Origin of the sequence: Chelativorans alearensis, assembly GCF_010993735.1 — a bacterium.
In the GTDB taxonomy this organism is placed as follows: Bacteria; Pseudomonadota; Alphaproteobacteria; order Rhizobiales; family Rhizobiaceae; genus Chelativorans; species Chelativorans alearense.
On the sequence record NZ_WQNI01000003.1, the window covers coordinates 198,590 to 218,687 of the forward strand.

Genomic DNA, 20,098 nt, shown 5'->3' on the forward strand with positions numbered 1-20,098 from the left:
ATCGCTTAGATCAAGACGTGTCGTGAGTCGTCGCTCGCGCACGGCACGCGGCGGGCGCATGACGAAATGGAAGGGGGAAGCCGCCAGCTACGCCCCGCAAGTCTTCGGCGTATTCTCGAGCGTCGCCCGCCAGGCGACTGCCCGAATTCTGTCATTAGCGCTATTGATCGGGTTTGCCGCGACCGCCGCCCCGGCAGCGGACAGGTACTGGGACGTCAACAACACGGCGGTCGGCCACGGCGGTACAGGCACCTGGAACACGACGGACGATGTCTGGAGCACCAATGATGATGGTGTGAGCGGCCCCTACAGCGCCTGGGACAACGGAGCATTCGATGACGCCTTTTTCGGCGGCACCGCCGGCACCGTCACCCTCGGCGTGCCGATCACCGTTCACAACATGACGTTCCAGACCGGCGGCTACACCATCACCGGCGGGACCTTGACCTTGGACGGGATCGCCCCGACCATTTCGGTTACCACCGGAACCAGCATCACTGAATCCGTCATCAACAGCACCAGCGGGCTCATCAAGGCTGGCGGCGGCGGCCTGCGCCTGGACGGCATCAACACCTTCAACGGTGGGATCGATATCGATGGCGGCACACTGCACTTGAATGCCGCCAACAACTTCGTCGGTGACGTCAATATCAATAGTGGCCGGCTGATCGTCAACGGCGACACGGGTCTCGGCGACGCCGGCAACATGATCAATATGGCGTCCGGAACACGGCTGGACGCCGGCACGACCGGCGGCGACCTGGCGGGTCGCACGGTGTCGATCAGCGGGGGAACCATCGTTATTGCTGGCGCCGGGGTCGGCAGCGCCTATTTCACCGGCGACGGCGGCGTCACCGCCAGCAACTCGGTCGCCATGACCAACGATGCCAATGACTACACGGGCCGAACGTCTTTCACAGGGAGCGGCGTATCCAGTTTCACTTCGATCGGCGATCTGGGAGTGGCAAGCTCTTTGGGGGCACCCACCACGGTTGCCGATGGCACCATCTTCTTCGGTAATTCAAATCAGACCAATAACACCCTCATATACGTTGGCGATGGCGACAGCTCCAATCGCAACTGGCAGATAAATCCCGGCTCCGGTCCCGGAGGTATCCGGCCGCAGCTCCGCAACGGCGGCGCTGGCACGCTCATACTGACCGGCGATATCGCCCTGGGCGGCGGCTCGGGCAACGGTCCCCAGTTCTACGCACAATCTGCCGATCTGGAGCTGCTGGGCGTGATCAGCAGCAATAACGGCCGCCCGGTCACGTTTCTCGCGGATTCGGGACGTACCGTGACCCTTGGGACCGCCAGCACATTCTCTGGCACTGCGACCATCGGCGGTGGAACAGGCGGTGGAACGGTTCAAGCCAGCACCATCGCAGATATCGGTGTCGCCAGCTCGCTGGGCGCAGGCTCCGGTATATCCATCGGCGGAAACGACACCCTGAGCTATACGGGCGCGGGCGCCAGCAGCAACCGCAGCTGGTCGCTTAACAACGGCACGCTGGCCAATGATGGCGGCGGCGCGCTCGCGTTGAGTGGGGACATGACCATCGGCAACACCGCCACCCTGGGCGGCAGCTTTACCGGCGCCGACAACGTGTTTTCCGGCGTGATCTCGAGCGGAGGCAACCTTCGCAGCAGCGGCGACGCCACTTGGGTGCTCAGCGGCGCCAACACCTATACCGGCGACACCGTCGTCGACAGCGGGGTGCTGCGCGCTGGTACCGCAAGCGCCTTCGGCGGCTCGACGGATTTCGTGGTCAACGGCGGCACGCTGGACATGAACAGCTTCGACCGCACGCTCACCACCCTCTCCGGCACCGGCGGCACCTTGGACTTGGGGAGCGCCATTCTCACCATCGAGGCCGAGTCCGGCACCACCGCCACCTATGGCGGCAACATAGCCGGCAGTGGCGGCCTCACCAAACTGGGTGCCAGCGAGCAGACCCTGACCGGCGCCAACACCTATACCGGCGACACCACCATCGGCGGCGGGACACTGAATCTGGACTTCAGCGCCGCGGGAGCGCCGACCAGCGACATCATCGGCAGCGCTTCCACCCTCAACATGGGTGGCGGCATCCTGAATGTGATCGGCGCGGACGGCGCCGCCAACATTCAGACCTTCGACGGTCTCAACATCACCGCCGGCAACAACATCATCGATGCAAGCTCGGGAACCGGCGGCACGATGACACTCAATCTCGGCGCCATCAGCCGCACCGGTGGCCTCATTGACTTCAACCTGCCGGACAGCGGCAACATCACGACCACCAATGTGTTGCTCGGCGGCTGGGCCACCGTCAACGGCACGGACTACGCCAAGGTAGAGGAGGGCAACATTCTCGCCTTCGAGGAGAGCGACTACACCGACAAGGACAACGCCGCCAACTGGCTGGACGGCGAATTCATCACAGATGTCGACGGGTTTTTCGGCACGGTGAGCGGCAGCAAACAACTCGGCGGCCTGCGCTACACCCAGCCGATCTCCACCACCGTGACCGTCGATCCCGGCGAGACGCTAGGCATCGACGGCCCGATCATCGGCTCTCCCTCGGTGGAGGATTTCGATCAGCTGATCATCGGCGGCATGCTAACCGGCGCTACCGGCGGTGACCTGGGCATCCGGCAGAACAGCGAGGGCAACTTCACCATCGCATCCCAGATCGTCGATAATGGCGGCACGACCGGCTTCATCAAGGCCGGTACGGGGCTTGTGACGCTGACGAATGCTAGCAACAGCTATACCGGGGCGACACAGGTCGTGCAGGGTACTCTCTCTGTCGGTAATATCGGTGATGGTGGTTTGGCCAGCGGCATTGGCGCTTCCTCCGCCGTTTCGTCCAACCTGGTTCTGGAAGGCGGAACTCTGCGATATACCGGCGGCACAACCAGCAGTGACCGTGGCTTCACCATCGTCAAGTCCGGTGACATCCTTGGTGCCGGGATCGAAGTCACCGATGCCGACGCCAACCTGACTTTTTCGGGGCTGGTCACCAGCCCCGACGACGCCAACTTCACCAAGAGCGGCCCTGGCACGCTGACCCTGGCAAATGACGCCAACGACTATACCGGCACCACCACCGTCACCGGCGGTATGTTGGGGGTTGCGATGCTCGCCAATGGAGGCGAGGTCAGCAGCATCGGACGGTCCGGGAACGGTTCCGCCAATCTGGTGCTCGACGGTGGCGGCCTGCAATACACCAGCGGCACCGTCACCACGGACCGCGGGTTCACGCTGGGAACCAATGACGGAACCGTCGACGTGACCGATGCGGGCACCACCCTGACTTTCAGCGGGGACGTTGACGGTCCCGGCGGGACCCTGATCAAAGAGGGCGACGGCACCCTGGTGTTGTCCGGTAACACCAACTATACCGGCGGCAATACCGTCAACGGTGGTGTGCTGCGTGCCGGTGGGGAGAACACGCTTGGCGCCTTTACCAACGTCGGGCCCACGACCCTGGCCGATGTCGCCGGCGTTACCCTCGACCTTAATGATTTCGACAATCTTATCGGCCCCCTCAACGGCGGCGGTGTCAATGGCGGCAACGTCACGCTTGGCTCCGGCACTCTGCGTATCCATCGCGGCAACGGCGACTATTCGGGCGTCATCAGCGGCACCGGCGGCGTCTGGCGCACCGGCGGCGGCACCCAGACCTTCAACGGTTGCAACAACACCTACACCGGACCCACCGTACTGCAGGGCGGCAACCTGACCACTGACTGTCTGCAGGATGGCGGCGCGACCAGCGGCATCGGCGCCTCCACCGCCGACCCGTCCAATCTGGAATTCATCGGCGCGGTGCTGACTTACACCGGGGGCAGCATCGCCATCGACCGCGGTTTCCAATTAACATCCACTGGCGCCATCAACGTGAACAATGCCGCCACGACGCTGGAGTTCGAGGGGCCGGTCATCGGCGCCGGCCTGATGCGCAAGGATGGCCCCGGCACCCTGGTGCTGTCGGGCACCAACACCTACACCGGCGATACCCAAGTGACCGGCGGCGTGCTCCGCGCGGCGGCGACCGACGCGTTCGGCCCGCAGGGTCATATGATCCTGAACAACACCGCCGGCGTGCTTCTGGACCTGGATGGCTACGATACGCGAGTAGGGAGCCTCCTGGGTGGTGGCGCCAATGGCGGCAATATCGACCTGGGTAGCGCCACGATGACAATCTACGGCACCCAGAACTTTCAGTATGCCGGCGCTATCACGGGTACCGGCAATCTGGTCATGGACGGCAACCATGACCTAAGGCAGCAATGGCTCACTGGCTGCAACAGCGACTACACCGGCAGCACCACCATCAACCGCGGCATTCTCTACGTACAGTGCCTGGATGATGGCGGTGAGAACAGTTCGATCGGTGCTTCCAGTGCTGATGCTGCCAATCTGGTGCTCGACGGTGGCACGCTGCGCTACATCGGCACAGGGGATAGCACGAATAGGCAATTCATCCTCGGCGAGAACGGCGGCGCGCTGGATGCTTCGGGCAGCGGCGCCATTGCCTTTACCAGTACCGCGCCGGTGACGCTCTCGGGCACCAACGCCGCACGTACACTGACGCTGACCGGCGACAATACCGGCACCGACATCTTCTCCGCTGAGCTCAACGACAACGGCACCGGCGCGACCTCGCTCACCAAGACTGGCGACGGTCTCTGGCGCCTGACCAACGCCAACAGCACCTATACCGGCGTCACCACCATCAGCGGCGGCGTTCTCGAGATCGACCAGATGGCCGATGGCGGCCTGCCCAGCAGCATCGGCGCCTCCTCCAACGACGCCGCCAATCTGGTGATCGGCAACGGCTCCACCCTGCGCTACACCGGCGCCGGCGACACCTCCGACCGTCAATTCACCCTGGATGAGGGCGTCACCTTTATAGAATCCTCCGGCACCGGCGCCCTGCAGTTCACCAATACCGGCCCTGTGGCCCTCACCGGCACCGACACGCCTCGTACCATCGCGCTGGGCGGCACCAACACCGGCGACAACACCATGGGCGGCGCCATCGGCGATAACGGCGCCGGTGCCACGACGCTCGCCAAGAACGATTCCGGCACCTGGGTGCTTACCGGCAACAACACCTTCACTGGCAACACCGTCATCAATGACGGCAACCTGGTGATCGGCAATGGCGGCACCACCGGCAACGCCGGCGCCGGCAACGTGATCGTGGACTCCCCCACCTCCACCCTATCGCTGAACCGCAGCGACACCTTCACCTTCGACGGCACGCTGAGTGGCCCCGGCACCCTGGCGCAGATCGGTACGGGCACAAGCGTGCTGACCTCGCCGGACAACAGCATCGGCGCCACCACCATCAGCGCCGGCATCCTCCAGGTGGATGGCGGCCTGGAAACACCCACCATCGCCATGACCGGCAGCTCCACCATGACCGTTGGCGGCACGGTTCAAGCTGCCGGTCCGACCCAGGTGGCGATCAACGGTGATGCCGGCGACAGCACAATCAACATAAATGCCGGCGGCATTCTCAGGGCCGCAGGCGATCTGGGCAGCGGCAGCGATGTAGTGAGCGTGGCGGGTCTGATCGACTCAGGCGTCGGCCCACTGGCACTCGGCACCGGCGACGATACGCTCATCCTGAACGACAGTGCCGTGATAAGCGGCGGGGGGATCGAGGCCGGTGCCGGCACAGACACCCTTGAGGTGAACAACGCTCTGCCTCTGACCCTCGACGGGGCAAGCGTCGGTGGCTTCGAAACCCTGACCAAAGACAATACCGGCACACTGACTCTGACCGGCGACCATTCCTATAGTGACGGTACGACCATCTCGGATGGCGCTGTGCAAATCGGCAATGGCGGCACCTCCGGCTCGCTCTCAAGCGACGTGCTCAACAAAGGCACGCTCGCCTTCAACCGTTCCGATACCTACACCTTCTCCGGTCTGATCTCAGGCAACGGCTCGGTCGAGCAGATCGGTGGCGGCACTACCTTCCTGACAGGCGACAACAGCTACACCGGCCCCACCAGGGTGCAATCGGGAAGTCTGTACGTCAATGGCGACCAATCCGGCGCAACCGGGCTCACCTCGGTCGCAACCGGCGCCACGGTCGGCGGAACGGGCATTATCGGCGGTGACGTCACCTTGGCCGACGGCGCCGTCCTCGATCCCGCCAATCCAGGCTCCGTTCCCGGAACGCTCACCATCAATGGTGATCTCACGCTCAATGACGGATCGCTCGTCAATTACAGTTTCGGCGAGGCGAATGTTGTCGGCGGAGCCTTCAACGACCTGACCGTGGTGGGCGGTGACCTCGTGCTCGACGGCACGCTGAATGTGACAGAGACGCCTGGAGGCAACTTTGGTCCAGGTCTGTACCGCATCTTCAGCTATGACGGTACGCTCACCGACAACGGCCTCGATTTCGTCTCCTCCGAGCTCTACTTGCAGACCTCCGTTGCCAACCAGGTCAACCTCATCGACACGAGCGGGAACCAGCTCACCTTCTGGGACGGCGCCGCCGGTCCGGTGAACGACGGGATCATCCAGGGTGGGGACGGGGTCTGGCGTCTTGCCGACAACGAACGCTGGACGACCGATACAGGTGCGTTCAACGCACCCTTTTCCAACAGAGCCTTTGCTGTATTCACCGGTACGGGCGGCACCGTGACCGTCGACAATGCGAATGGTCAGGTCGAAGCCTCGGGCATGCAGTTCGCGGTCGATGGCTATGTCATCGATGGTCAACCGCTGACCCTGGTCGGCGGTTCGTCCATCATCCGTGTCGGCGACGGCACCTCCGAGGCGGCCGACATGACCGCCATCATCGACACTGCGGTCGATGGTGCCTCCACTCTGGTGAAGACCGATCTTGGTACGCTGGTGCTTTCCAGTGCCAACAGCTACACGGGCGGCACCAGGATAGAGGCCGGCACGTTGCAGGTCTCGAACGACGACAACCTCGGCGACGCGGCCGGAGGAATCGCCTTCGACGGCGGCACGTTGCAGAACACCGCCTCCTTTACTTCGGCACGCGCCGTCACGCTGGAGGATGGCGGCGGCACATTCCGGACCGACGCGGATCTGCTCCTGTCGGGCGTGATCGGCGGTACGGGTGCGCTTGCCAAGACGGGCGGCGCCATGTTGACGCTCGCCGGCAACAACACCTATGAGGGCGGCACTTTCATCGACGCGGGCGTGGTGTCGGTTTCGAGCGACGGGAACCTTGGCAATGCCGCCGGCGCAATCACTTTCGATGGCGGCACATTGCAGAACACCGCCTCCTTCGCCTCGGCGCGCGCCGTCACCATGGAAGATGGCGGCGGCACGCTCCAGGCCGACGCGGATCTCCTCCTGTCGGGCATGATCGGCGGCACGGGTCCACTCACCAAGACGGGTGGTGGCACGCTAACACTCGCCGGCGACAACACCTATGAGGGCGGCACGACGATCTCGTCGGGGATACTGCAACTCGGCGAAGGCGGTGCGTCTGGCTCTATTCTCGGCGACGTGCTCAACAACGGCACGCTCGCTTTCAACCGTTCGGACACTCTCACCTTCGCCGGCCTGATCTCGGGCAATGGCTCCGTCGAGCAGATCGGCAGCGGTATCACTATCCTGACCGGCAACAACGCCTATTCGGGCGCCACCACGGTGCAATCGGGAAGACTGCTCATCAATGGTGACCAATCCGGCGCAACCGGGCTCACCTCGGTTGAAAACGGCGCAGCGCTTGGCGGGATTGGCACGATCGGCGGCGATGTCATCGTGGCAGATGGCGGCGCCATCGATCCCGGCGATCTTGGCATCGTTCCCGGAACGCTCACCATCAATGGCGGTCTCACTCTCAGCGTCGGCTCGGACCTCAATTATAATTTTGGCCAGGCGAATGTGGTCGGTGGAGCCTTCAATGACCTCACCGTGATCGGGGACGACCTCGATCTCGACGGCACGCTGAACGTGACCGAGTCCGTGGGAGGCAGCTTCATCCCCGGTATCTACCGCATCATCAGCTATGAGGGTACGCTCACCGATAACGGCCTCAGCCTCGGTGCCATGCCGCCAGGCGATTTCCTCGTGCAGACCTCGATCGACAAGCAGGTCAACCTGGTCAACGCGACGGACGTCACGCTCAATTTCTGGGACGGACCGGCCGGCACCGCCAATGACGGCAGCATTCATGGCGGCGATGGCGTTTGGCGGCTTGCCGACAATGACCACTGGACCAATGATACAGGCCTGATCAACGCACCTTACTCGAGCGGCGCCTTCGCCGTGTTCGCGGGCCAGCCCGGAACCGTGACCATCGACAACGGAAACGGCCAGGTGGAAGCCCTCGGCATGCAGTTCGCGACCGATGGCTATGTCATCGACGGCGAACCCCTGACACTTGTTGGCGGCTCGTCCATCATCCGCGTGGGTGACGGTACGCTCGACGGCGCGGACATGACCGCGACCATCGAGGCGGAACTCGTCGGCACCTCCACATTGGTCAAGGCCGATCTCGGCACATTGGTTCTTTCCGGCGTCAACACCTACACCGGTGGGACAGAGGTCGAGGACGGCACGCTGCAAGCAGGCTCGGCCGGCGCGTTCAGCCCATCTTCGGCCTTTTCGGTCGGCAGTGGCGGCACGCTCGATCTTGCCGGGTTCGACCAGACGGTCGCGTCGCTTGCCAATGCCGGGACAGTGATGACGTCGGGCGGGCCGGGAACGACCTTGACGGTTGCGGGCGACTATGAGGGCATTGGCGGGACCATCGTCCTGAACGCCACGCTCGGCGAGGATGGCTCGGCGACAGACCGGCTCGTTGTCACCGGCGATACCTCGGGCAGCTCCGATCTGCGTGTCGCCAATATCGGGGGCGGCGGGGCGCAGACCGTGGACGGCATCAAGGTGGTCGATATCGGCGGCGCGTCGAACGGCACGTTTTCTCTCCAGGGTGACTTCATTTTTGAAGGCGATCAGGCCGTTGTGGCCGGCGCCTATGCCTACCGGCTCTTCAAGGGTGGCGTAAGCACGCCTTCCGACGGCGACTGGTACTTGCGCTCAGCCCTGACAGACGAGGAACCGAATGCTCCCCTCTTCCAGCCCGGTGTGCCGCTTTACGAGGCTTATGCCGGTTCCCTGCAGGCTTTCAACAAGCTCGGTACCTTGCAGCAGCGTGTCGGCAACAGGTTTTGGGTCGCCCGTGACGCGGGCGCGGCCAATGAAGGCACAGGCGATTCAAACGGCATCTGGGCGCGCATCGAAGCGTCTCATGCCGACTTCGAGCCGAAGACATCGACCAGCGGCACCGATTATGATGCGGCCACATGGAGGCTCCACGCCGGCATTGACGGCCTGCTTCACGAGGGCGAATCTGGACATTTGGTTGCAGGGGCGTCTATGCACTATGGCAGCGTTTCCTCCAACGTCATGTCGGCCCACGGCAATGGCAACATCGACACGACCGGCTACGGTTTTGGCGGCACTTTAACTTGGTACGACAATACCGGCTTCTATCTCGACGGGCAGGCGCAGGTGACGTGGTATGACAGCGATCTCTATTCCACCACCGCTGGCCAGAGCCTCGTCAACGACAATGACGGTACGGGCTACGCGCTCAGCATCGAGGCCGGCCGGCGCATCGCGCTTGATGAGACCTGGGCGTTGACGCCGCAGGCCCAACTCACTTATTCTTCGGTGCGGTTCGACGATTTCACCGACAGCTTCGATGCCGACGTGTCACTCGACAGGAGCTGGAGCCTCGTTGGCCGGCTCGGTCTGGCCGTCGACCGCCAGACCGAGTGGCAGGATGCGGAAGGCCGCACCAGTCGTTCGCATCTCTATGGGGTCGCCAACCTCTATTATGACTTTGCCGACGGCTCTCGCGTTGGGGTGGGAGGAACTCCCTTCACAAGCAAAAATGACTCACTGCGAGGCGGCATCGGCCTGGGCTGGTCGGTCAACTGGGCCGATGACAGGTACTCGCTTTATGGCGAAGCGCTGGCGAATACGAGCCTGGAGAACTTCGGCGACAGCAACATCGTGAGCGGCACCGTCGGCTTCAGGGTACGCTGGTGAGCGTACGCGACATGGACTTGGCACCCCTTTAGCCGTGAGGTTGCCGGTGTTTGACCATCTCGACATACTTGATCCGAAACGAGCTACGATTGTCGCGCGAGCCATAGCGGACGGCCGGATGGGTTTTGCCGTTCAAGGCGTATTTGACGCCACAAGCGGACGCGATCTGCTCTATGGAGAGTGCCTTGCCAGACTGCGGGGCGACGACGGCTATTTCTATGAAGCCTGCGAGTTCATCCCGTGTCTTGATATCGTTGGCAGGGTGCCGGAGCTTGACCGCAGGATGCTGGCAAGGGTTCTTGACGCACTTGAAGCTGATTCTCGCGCTGTTCTGGGCTGCAATCTTTCGGTGGCCAATATGGCAAGCCCGGAGGCGTGGCGACTCATTGAAGGCCAAATAGAGCGGAGACAGCACCTTGCTCATCGCCTGGTGCTCGAGTTGACAGAAAGTGAGCCTTTCTTCTGCCCAATATTGGCACGCCAGCTTATCTCCCAAGTCAGAGGGCTTGGTTGCCTTGTTGCGCTCGATGATTTTGGTTGCGGTCTTTCCAATCCTCACCGCTTGCTCTCGATCCCCCACGACATCGTGAAGATCGACGCCGCATATGTCAGCGATGTGCGGTTCGGGCCCGATGGGCAAAGCAGCCTTTATCACATGGTAGGATTGGCAGCTTGCACCGCTCCTGTCGTGATCGTGGAGGGCATCGAATCTTCGGATCATCTCGAAGTGGCTCGATCAGCTGGAGCGACACATGTTCAAGGCTCTTTTCTCGCCAAACCCCGTCTCCTCGCGAGTACATTGTGAACGATATGCATGTCATAGTGCCTCCCATCTGCAACGGAGAGTTCCCAGATGGTTTCCGTTCGACAATTCTTCATTGCCTTCGCTCTATCGACATTCGTGTGCTCATCTGCGGTTGCCCAGGAGGTGAGCCTTCCCGGCAACGCGTCATCCTTGAGCGAAACTCACGGCAGCTGGACGGTCCAATGTGTGCTCGCGGCGTTGGCAGACGGTTCGAAAGCCAAGCGGTGCATCCTTTCGCAGCAGCAGGTTGCCCAGAACACCGGGCAAAGGGCGCTCGCGATCGAACTCGCTGCCGAGAGCGGGATTGCAAAGGGAAACCTTGTCTTGCCGTTCGGTCTCGACCTTCAGAAGGGTGTTGCTTTCCACATTGGCGAGAAAGCGATTGGGCAGACCCGGCAATTCCGCACCTGTTTGCCAGCCGGATGCATAGTCGATGTTAGCTTCGACGCCGACATGATCGCCTCGCTCAAGCTCGGCACCGCGCTCAAGGTGAAAGCAACCTCGGTTGGCGGGCAGGACATCGCCTTCTCGATTTCTCTCGCCGGCTTCACCAGAGCCTATGATCGCGTGGTGGCGCTCCTTGAGACCTAGGTAGGCCTGCTGACCTGCACGCGCAGTGCGCGAGTACCCGACCCCTTGTTAAGCACCACTCAAAGTCTGGAAACCGGTGCGTTCGCGCAATTCAGTTTTCGTCGGGCAATGAAATCCAGCGCCGCGGATGAACTTGACACCTTTCGGACATTCCCGGTCTCCTGTCTTTGCCCGAAGCCTTGCGGTACAGTCGCCGGTTTGGACTTCCGGGTCCGCGACATGCTACACAGACAAGGCGTGGGCAAACCTCGACTGGTACCAGAGTTTGGGTCGATGCCGAATTATTTCCGGATGTTTGGCGCTCTTGGCGGGCTCGCTCTCGCCGCCTGCTTTGCGACCGGTCCGGCCGCCGGCCAGGAGGATGTCCTGCGCTGGCGCATGAACAGTCTGCTTTACCCAAAGCTTTTTGGTGAAGCCGGAGAGCGGTTCGCCGAGACGGTGCGGCGGCTGTCGGACGGCAGCTTTGCTATCGAGGTTCACGACCGGCTTGTGCTCGACCAGGACACATTTGGGGCGCTGGAATCGGGCCTGGTCGACGCGGTATGGGGCTCGGCAGGCCACCATCATCGCGAGGACCCGGCCCTGACCATCTTTTCCGGCTTCCCTTTCGGTCCCGATCCGGCAGGATTTACCGCTTGGATGCAAACGGGCGGCGGCGCCGAGGCGCTGGAGGCGATCTATGCGCGCCACGGAATGAAGAGCCTTTATTGCGGCATCCTGCCTGCGGAAGGCGGCGGCTGGTTTGTGGAACCGATCGAGAGCGCCGCCGATCTGGAAGGGCTGTCCATGCGCAGCTTTGGCTACGGGGCCCGGGTGCTGCGCAAGGTGGGTGTGGTGCCCTACGAACTTCCAGCAGAGGAGATCCGCCCGGCACTGGAGACCGGCCTGATCGGTGCAGCCGAATTCTCCCTGCCCTCCATCGATGCCGATCTCGGGATCGCCGAGGTTGCCCAGAACCTCTACTTTCCCGGCTGGCAGCAGCCGGTCACCTCGCTCGAGGTTCTCATGCCGGAGAAGACCTGGGCCGAGCTCTCCGACCGTCATAAGGCGGTACTGGAGACGGCGTGTGGCGATACGCTGTCCTGGACCGCTGCCGAGGCGACCGCGCAGCAGGTCGAGGCGCTTTCTGCTTTCCGCGCCGCGGGCGTTGAGCTGCACGCGTGGCCGGACGAAGTCCTCCTCGAGCTCCGCGGGGCTTGGGAGGAGGTAATTGCTGAGGAGACCGCCCGCGATCCGCTGCTTGCCAAGGCTTGGGACAGCTATCTTCGCTTTAAAGACGGCTACGGTGATTGGCAGTTACGGGCCTACGCTGAGTAGCCCGCTCAACCAGACATGCCAGCGAGCCTGAGTCCCTCGAGAAGGACGCCGAGAGCGTCGTCGGCAAAGCCGTCGAAGGACTCTGCCACACCTGCGACGGACTGCTCGGGTCGGTGCCGATGTGCTGCCCTGACCACACTGGCCGCTTCTTCGATCCGGCCCGCATGCGCAAGACTCGCGGCAAAGAGCCAACCTGGCCACCATCGCGCATTGGTGAATGTTCCCGCGCCATAGAGCGGACCGAGCTGCTCGGCTGCTCGGGCCGGCTCGCCTACGAGAAGATAGCTGAGGCCGGCGACCTGCCGATACCAGTCGGGCGGGGTCGGGTCGCGGTGCAGGGCCTGCTCGATCATCCGAACCGCCTCGTGCGAGCGCCCGGTCAAGGCCAGCGCCTGGGCCAGCACAGCAAGATTGTCAGGATCGTCCGCGTCAATGGTTACTGCCGCACGCGCGCTTGCCAAAGCATCGATGGGCGAGCGTATTTCCGGGAACGGCGAAAGCAGCCTCATCTCCGCGAGCAGCCGGTGCGAACGAGCGCTTCCGCCGAGCGCAACGGCGCGTTCCACCAGTTCGAGCGCCCGTTCCATCTCGCGTCGGCCGCCTCCCCAGGCGACGTGCTGGACCTCCAGCCAGTAGGTGAGCCCGAGGCTCGCCAGTGCGTCGGAATGTTTGGGATCCTCCTTGACCACCGCCTCAAGCAGCGTCCTCGCCCGCTCGTTGTCCTCACGCCGCCGCCAGTCCCGTGCTTCCAGCAGCGCGTCCGCCTGCTGCACGGCAAGCTCCGTCCCGAAGGGCGCTACCTCCAGTGTGTTGTGCGGCTGTTCCCAGAAAAGGGTGACCGCCGCTATGATGGACACCGCGACAAGCCCGCCTGCCCAGACCATCCACGGCCTGGAGACCGCCCGCGCCAGAGCCTGCGGGCCTGCATCCTGAGCCACCAGCATATAACCCCGCCTCGGCACCGTACGCAGCAGGCTCGCGCCTTCCGGACCGAGTGCCCGCCGGATATCGCTCACGCATTGGGCGAGGGAGTCGTCGGATACGAAGACATCAGGCCAGGCCTCACGAACGAGATCGTCCTTGCTCACCAGCCGGCCGCGCTGATCGCAGAGGATCTCAAGCACACGGTAGGATTTTGCCCGAAGGAAGCGCTCCGCGCCCGTTCCATCCTCAAGGCAGCCGCGCGCTCGGTTCAGAACGAAACTGCCGAAGCGAATGGTGCGTGGATTGTCCATGCCGGGCTCCGAGGCCGCTATTGCTGAATTTTAGCACAATTTCAGCCTTCCTTCAGAGTGTTTTCGATACTTCCGGCGGCACTTGCCCGACCCTCGGTGATGACGATCCGAGGAGAAGCTGCCATGCGCATTGCAATAAGACCCGCCGTCATTGCTCTCTGCCTTGCTGCCGCGGCCCCGGTCACTGCTACCGAGTCTCAAGACCCACCCTCCGTGCTCGACACCATAGTGCTGTGGCTTGCGGCGAACTTCGACCTCCCGTCCTCGATAGAGCCCCCCGTCCTCGTGACTGTGCCGGCCTCTGAACTCGTCAAGATCCGCTACGGCGCCGGGGCATCCGTTAGCCCCGGCGAGGTCGTGGCCGCCTATGATGACACCAGCCGCACAATCTATCTTGTCGATGGCTGGACCGGCCGCACCCCAGCCCAGCTCTCGGTACTGGTGCATGAAATGGTTCACCACCTGCAGTCGTCCGCCGATATGCGCTTTGCCTGTCCCGGAGAACGCGAGGCACTTGCCTACCGCGCACAGGATGCCTGGCTCGGACTGTTCGGCATGGACCTGGAGAGCACTTTCGGCATCGACCCTGCGACACTGCTCGTCGCCACGGTCTGCACGCATTAGGCCGGCTTCGGACTCGATTGCCGCACTCGGGCATCGACATCGGCCGCGGCGAAATCCACGGCGCGACTACTAAAATCGGCAATGACGGCAATGGGGTGTTTGCGGGAGGGGCGAAATGACACACCAAGCGATCCTCGGGCATCCCCTTCCGAACTGCGGTTGGGCTTGGCGAACTGGCTGACTCTGGAGACGGGCAAAGGTGTCGATGCGCTGGCGATCCCGAACGACGATGATCATGGTCCCTGATTCGTCACCCGTGGCATGTTTGACGGCGCGGTGGCGAAAACCGCCAAGAAGCTCGGCGAGCCTCCGCAAAGTCTACGCCTCAAACCCTATGCCGACGGGCTGTCGCTCCCAACTTTGCATTTGGGCAGTTGTGATGACGAAGATTCTGTCTTGGCCCGGCTCCATGATGAAGTGATGCTGAATAAGGGATTCACCTTCAACGGCCTGATCTATTTAAGTGATCCGCGCAAGACCAAACCATCCAAGCTAATGGCGATCCTGCGTCAGCCGGTGATGGTCATCGGATAGGTCAGCTCGAAGCTTATCTATTTCTAGCTTCTCAGCCTTGATGAATGCGGAAAGGTGGGCGCAGGCGGGGGCATGACACTCAGCACTTTCGTCCGTTTCGGCGAGGCGATCCACCGCGCCCCATGAACAAAAGGGGGATCGATTTCGATACCCCCCACTTTTCGATCCTCCCCGATCGCGCTCCCAGCCGTCATCCTTCGCCGTTCACGTCGATGTCGCGATCGGAGATCGAAGGATGACAGAGAAGAACACCAGAGCCGAGGAAGCCCGCAAGGGTAGCCCATTCCTGACCACCAAACACGCCGCGCACTACCTCTACCTGTCGCGCCGCACGCTGGAAAAGATGCGGCTCATCGGCACCGGTCCACGTTTCCGCAAGCACGGCCGCTTCGTCCGCTACCATATCGACGAACTCGATGCCTGGTCACAAGGGCAAAGCCGGAACTCCACTTCTGACAGGGAGAACCGGTGATGAACGTCATTTTGCATTCCCGGCGGCGTCGCGCCCACAAGAGCCCCCGCATTATCTTTATCTTCTGCATTCTCGGCGTCGGCCTGGTCGGATTTGCCGCTTTTGCCAATACTGTGCCGAGGTTGGTTTGGAACGCGTCTGCCAGCGCCCCCATCGGCCTTTATCGCGTTGTTTTTGGCGTGCCACGGCGCAACGGGCTCGTGCTCGTCCGCGCGCCCGAAGACGTCGAGCAGCTGGCCGACAGGCGCGGCTACTTGCCTGCTGGTCTGCCGCTTATCAAGCGTGTCGCCGCTTCCGCCGGCGATTTTGTCTGCGTCATCAATGGCACCGTTATTCTCAACGGAGAACCCGCCGCCCGCCAGCGCGAAATCGACCGTATGGGCCGCGCTCTGCCACACTGGAGCGACTGCCGGGAGCTGGCCGAAGACGAATTGTTCCTGCTCACAGAAGCAGCAGATTCGTTCGATAGCCGCTATTTCGGACCGGTCGCGAGTGCTGAGGTGATCGGGAGGCTCGCGTCGCTATGGACCGAATGAGCCCCTTCATTTTTTTAGGCCTCGCGACCCTCGTCGCGCCCGCTGAGGCCAGTGTCCTTGACGCGTTGCAGGCTCACATTGGTGAGGCATCGAAGCGGTTTGGAATCCCCGAAAGCTGGATCCGAGCGGTCATCAAGGCAGAAAGCAGCGGTGATTCGCGCGCCTTATCGCCTAGAGGCGCAATCGGCCTGATGCAGCTGATGCCAGACACATGGGTAGAGCTGCGCGACCAACATGGCCTCAGCACCGATCCCTTCGATTCGCGCCAGAACATCCTCGCTGGAACGGCCTATCTCAAGGCTATGCATGACCGCTTCGGCTATCCCGGCCTGTTCGCCGCCTACAACGCCGGACCGGGGCGTTACGAGGATCATTTGCGTATCGGAAGACCGCTTCCGGCCGAGACTCGCGACTACCTTTACAAATTAGGACAGTCGCTTGCCGGCAGGGCCACTGGCTTACCTCCGGAAGGCTACTCGACCGCCCCTGGAACACGACTGTTCTTCCCGCTCGCAAACGAAAGAGGCAGCGGGGCGGCCGACGAAAATTCCAACTCGGCAAGCGGTTTGTTCGTAACGATTTCGCCGCGAAAACTAGACGAGGAATAAGGGCACACATGCGTGCGGTTGACCATATCACCGGTGGGATTCGCGCCGGCATCCATCCACGGTGGCCGGGTGTGCTGTCGTGGTATTTCACCCACATCAAGACACATGATCGCAGGTGGTCGTGGACGGTCACAGGAAGCTTCAGCGCCGCCGCGTAAGGCAGAGGCTACATCCGCCCGAACAGCGGAGCGTCATGGTGACACAAGTGCCGCAGTGCTCGGGCGCTTGTGGCATCGTTGGTGCCAAATCTCGCGGTGGCACCTCCCAAGCTTTCTGATCGAATGGGGCGCCCATGTTTGATGACGATGATTTCAAACCAAAGCTCGGTAGGATCCGCTCGCGCGGATCGAAAAGCGGACGAAAGTTCCTGCATCAGGTTATCATCGCGTCGAACCTCGCGCGTGGCGGAGCCGGTGATGGTGGTGGTGGCGCGCGCAAGTCCAGCTTCACCGGCAGCCGCATCGGCCGCGGCGCGGGCGTCGGGCACGTACTCGCCAATCGCAACCGCTATTCCGCCTTCCACCGGCGTCGCGTCGTCATCAAATCCCGTATCCCCAAGCTGGCCGGCAAGGGGTTGAACCGGGCGCGGGTGCACCTGCGCTACATCCAGCGGGACGGGTTGACCCGCGAGGGGGAGCCGGGTGAGCTTTACAGCGACACGCAGGAGCGGACCGATGGCAAGGCGTTCCTGGAGCGCTCGAACGGCGACCGCCACCAGTTCCGCTTCATCGTTTCGGCCGAGGACGGTGTTGAATATGATGACCTCAAATCCTTCACTCGCCGTCTGATGGCGCGCGTGGAGGAGGATCTCGACTCGAAGCTCGATTGGGTGGCCGTCGATCACTACAACACCGGCCATCCCCACACGCATGTCTTAGTGCGCGGCAGGGATGATCGAGGGAAGGATCTCATCATCGCCCGTGACTACCTCACCGCCGGCATGCGCGAACGCGCCGCCGAGATTGTCAGCCTGGATTTTGGGCCGCGTTCGGATATCGAGATCGAGGAGCAGCTGCGCCGCGAGGTGGAGCAGGAGCGTCTAACCAGCATCGACTGCCGCCTCATCCGCGAAATGGACGAGACGGGATCAATCATGATGACCGACAGTGATGCCTTTCAGCAAACCTTGCGTATGGGGCGCTTGCAGAAGCTTAGGCGTCTGGGGCTGGCCGAAGAGTTGCGTCCGGGCGAGTGGCGGCTGGAAAGCGGGCTGGAAGATGCGCTGCGGCGCATGGGCGAGCGCAGCGACATCATCAAGACCGTACACCGCGAAGTATCAAAGAAGAACATCGCCCGGAGTCCTGGCGACTATGCGATCCACGATCCGTCTGACCCGCATACGAAACCTGTGGTCGGGCGCATCATTACGCGCGGGCTGTCGGACGAAATCAATGACCGCCACTATCTCATCGTTGATGGCGTGGATGGGTGCACGCATTACATCGACATTGGGCGGGGCGATGCGACCGAGCCGACCCCGGGCGGGGGCATCGTGCGCATAACTCCGAAGAACATCGGGCCGCGGCAGGTGGATCAGACCGTCGTCGAGGTGGCCGCCGCCAATGGCGGCCAGTATACCATCGACCAGCATCTTAGGTACGATCCACGCGCCACCCAGGATTTCGCGGAAACCCATGTGCGACGGCTTGAAGCCATCCGCACCATCGGGGGTATCGCCCGCGAGCCGAACGGCGCCTGGATCATCGCGTCAGATCACCTCGACCGGGTAGTGGAATACGAGCGCCAACAGGCGAGGAGCGTGCCAGTCATCGTCGAGAAGCTATCGCACCTCGCGCTTGATCAGCAGATCGGTTCCGACGGCGCCACCTGGCTCGACCGTGAACTCGTCTCGGATCATCCGGCACCGATCCGCGACTCCGGGTTCGGCCGTCAGGTGCGCGAGGCGCAGGCCCGCCGCCGGCAGTGGCTGCTCACGGAGGGGCTGGCGTACGAAGAGCGGGACCGTATAATCTATCGGGTCAGCATGATGGTGACCCTGCGCCGTCGCGAACTCGCCCGCGTCGCTGGCAAGCTCTCCGAGCAACTTGGTCTGGCCCACGTGGAGACCCGCTCCGGCGAACCGGTCGAGGGCAGGCTTCGCTGCTCCCTCCAACTGGCCAGCGGCAAATATGCCGTCATTGAGATGAGCCATGAGTTTGCCCTCGTTCCTTGGCGGCCCGTCCTCGAGCGGCACATCGGCAAACAAGTCTCCGGCCTCATGCGCGACGACGGTGTTTCCTGGACACTCGGGCGGCAGAAGCGGTTGGGAATATCGTGATTTCAGGTCGTCAACCCACTGCGCGTGCGCCCGATCTGGTATCAGCGCGCAGACCACGGACAGAAGCAAGACCCCGGCGGCAGATGACGCGAAAAGGGGATTGACCAACCAAGGCCCGCTACAGAAGAACACAATTGGTCAAATGCTGAGATCAAAAAGCATCGGGGCTTTCTGGTTGGTAATCGCGTAGCTCGTTTTCCCGAGAGAATAGAACGCAGGGACCGCATGATCCGCGTGGATCATAGCCGAACCCCTTGGATGCAAGTGCTTGAGTGATGTCTCGGATGCCGGCGAGGCCGTAAATGTGGTCATGCAATTCCAGGAAGATGCGGCCAACTCCGGCTAGCTCTGCCTCGATCAGAAGATCGCGTTCTGCTCCCTCGATGTCCATAACGATAACGTCGATCGCATGTTGCGAGATGAAATGATCAATATTCGTGGAGGTTATCATCAGAGTATCCTCGTACGGACCTTGGTGCTCCACAACCGATGACATCCATAGATCCTTGCGAAGATAGAAAAGGAAGTCGCGTGGGGGCCCGGCGGCGAGAATGCCTTGGGTAAGCGTCACATTATCGAGCTTATTCGCATCGATAACACGTCTCGCGAGACGAGCTGTTGAAGGACTTGCTTCAAAGCCCCAGACATGAACGCCCTCGATGCCAGCGATAAGGGATGTGAGAATGCCAATACCGGTACCCAACTCTAAGACGCGATCGTGCGGGCGCACAGTCTTGTAAACCCACCGCGCCTCTTTGGCCTCGTACGTGCCACTTGACAACGCTTGCCATATTTCAGGGGAAACCTCAGTTGGGTCTAGTGGCACCCTCACGCCGTGAACGGTCAATGTCATGGCTTTAACCCTTTCTGCAAATAACCTCCTGGGGCGCTTTCGGCACCTATAATATCTTTCAAGACGGGCGCGCCAGTGATGAACGCGCGCCCATCAGCACGCGAGATTTTTCACGCTTCTCTTTATCCCGCTGGATCGCGCTTAAATATCGGAACCTCACTTGTGATGGAACGAGCAGTATCTGAGTGATGCGC

General features: G+C 62.2%; 12 protein-coding genes. 10 read left to right on the plus strand and 2 right to left on the minus strand.

Going from position 1 to position 20,098, the window contains the following annotated elements:
* Positions 1 to 58: 58 nt before the first annotated feature.
* The 4 genes from GPJ75_RS06280 to GPJ75_RS06295 are packed head-to-tail and all read left to right on the plus strand — an operon-like array spanning position 59 to position 12,764.
* Positions 59 to 10,051 (plus strand): autotransporter-associated beta strand repeat-containing protein, encoded by a 9,993-nt coding sequence (locus GPJ75_RS06280; RefSeq protein ID WP_163266230.1) that lies wholly within the window; start codon positions 59 to 61, stop codon positions 10,049 to 10,051.
* A gap of 46 nt (positions 10,052 to 10,097) precedes the next feature.
* On the plus strand, positions 10,098 to 10,856 hold the full coding sequence (locus GPJ75_RS06285; protein WP_163266232.1) for an EAL domain-containing protein: 759 nt from the start codon (positions 10,098 to 10,100) through the stop codon (positions 10,854 to 10,856).
* Positions 10,857 to 10,904: 48 nt separating this feature from the next.
* The gene (locus GPJ75_RS06290; protein WP_163266234.1) at positions 10,905 to 11,447 is read left to right on the plus strand and encodes an invasion associated locus B family protein; all 543 of its coding nucleotides are present in this window, start codon (positions 10,905 to 10,907) and stop codon (positions 11,445 to 11,447) included.
* Positions 11,448 to 11,492: 45 nt separating this feature from the next.
* Positions 11,493 to 12,764 (plus strand): TRAP transporter substrate-binding protein, encoded by a 1,272-nt coding sequence (locus tag GPJ75_RS06295; RefSeq protein ID WP_205602473.1) that lies wholly within the window; start codon positions 11,493 to 11,495, stop codon positions 12,762 to 12,764.
* A 5-nt stretch (positions 12,765 to 12,769) separates the two neighbouring features.
* Here GPJ75_RS06295 and GPJ75_RS06300 read toward each other — a convergent pair whose 3' ends face one another.
* Complete coding sequence (locus GPJ75_RS06300; RefSeq protein ID WP_163266236.1) at positions 12,770 to 13,999, minus strand: winged helix-turn-helix domain-containing protein; 1,230 nt, start codon at positions 13,997 to 13,999, stop codon at positions 12,770 to 12,772.
* A gap of 123 nt (positions 14,000 to 14,122) precedes the next feature.
* Here GPJ75_RS06300 and GPJ75_RS06305 point away from each other — a divergent pair, with 123 nt between their 5' ends.
* From GPJ75_RS06305 to rlxS, 6 genes are all read left to right on the plus strand, one after another.
* Positions 14,123 to 14,623: a DUF6647 family protein gene (locus GPJ75_RS06305; protein WP_246248936.1), complete on the plus strand. Its 501-nt coding sequence runs from the start codon at positions 14,123 to 14,125 to the stop codon at positions 14,621 to 14,623.
* A 261-nt stretch (positions 14,624 to 14,884) separates the two neighbouring features.
* On the plus strand, positions 14,885 to 15,157 hold the full coding sequence (locus tag GPJ75_RS06310) for a hypothetical protein (RefSeq protein WP_163266238.1): 273 nt from the start codon (positions 14,885 to 14,887) through the stop codon (positions 15,155 to 15,157).
* 235 nt (positions 15,158 to 15,392) lie between these two features.
* Positions 15,393 to 15,629, plus strand: a complete 237-nt coding sequence (locus GPJ75_RS06315) for a helix-turn-helix transcriptional regulator (protein WP_163266240.1) — start codon at positions 15,393 to 15,395, stop codon at positions 15,627 to 15,629.
* Entirely contained in the window at positions 15,629 to 16,165 is a 537-nt protein-coding gene (locus tag GPJ75_RS06320) for a S26 family signal peptidase (protein ID WP_163266242.1), read from the plus strand. Before GPJ75_RS06315 ends, GPJ75_RS06320 begins: the two co-directional genes overlap by 1 nt.
* Positions 16,153 to 16,773: a transglycosylase SLT domain-containing protein gene (locus tag GPJ75_RS06325; RefSeq protein ID WP_163266244.1), complete on the plus strand. Its 621-nt coding sequence runs from the start codon at positions 16,153 to 16,155 to the stop codon at positions 16,771 to 16,773. Before GPJ75_RS06320 ends, GPJ75_RS06325 begins: the two co-directional genes overlap by 13 nt.
* A 292-nt stretch (positions 16,774 to 17,065) precedes the next feature.
* Positions 17,066 to 19,051 (plus strand): relaxase/mobilization nuclease RlxS, encoded by a 1,986-nt coding sequence (gene rlxS / locus GPJ75_RS06330; RefSeq protein WP_163266246.1) that lies wholly within the window; start codon positions 17,066 to 17,068, stop codon positions 19,049 to 19,051.
* A gap of 151 nt (positions 19,052 to 19,202) precedes the next feature.
* Here rlxS and GPJ75_RS06335 read toward each other — a convergent pair whose 3' ends face one another.
* A complete protein-coding gene (locus GPJ75_RS06335) occupies positions 19,203 to 19,904 on the minus strand; it encodes an FkbM family methyltransferase (protein ID WP_163266248.1) in 702 nt (233 codons plus the stop codon).
* Positions 19,905 to 20,098: the final 194 nt, after the last annotated feature.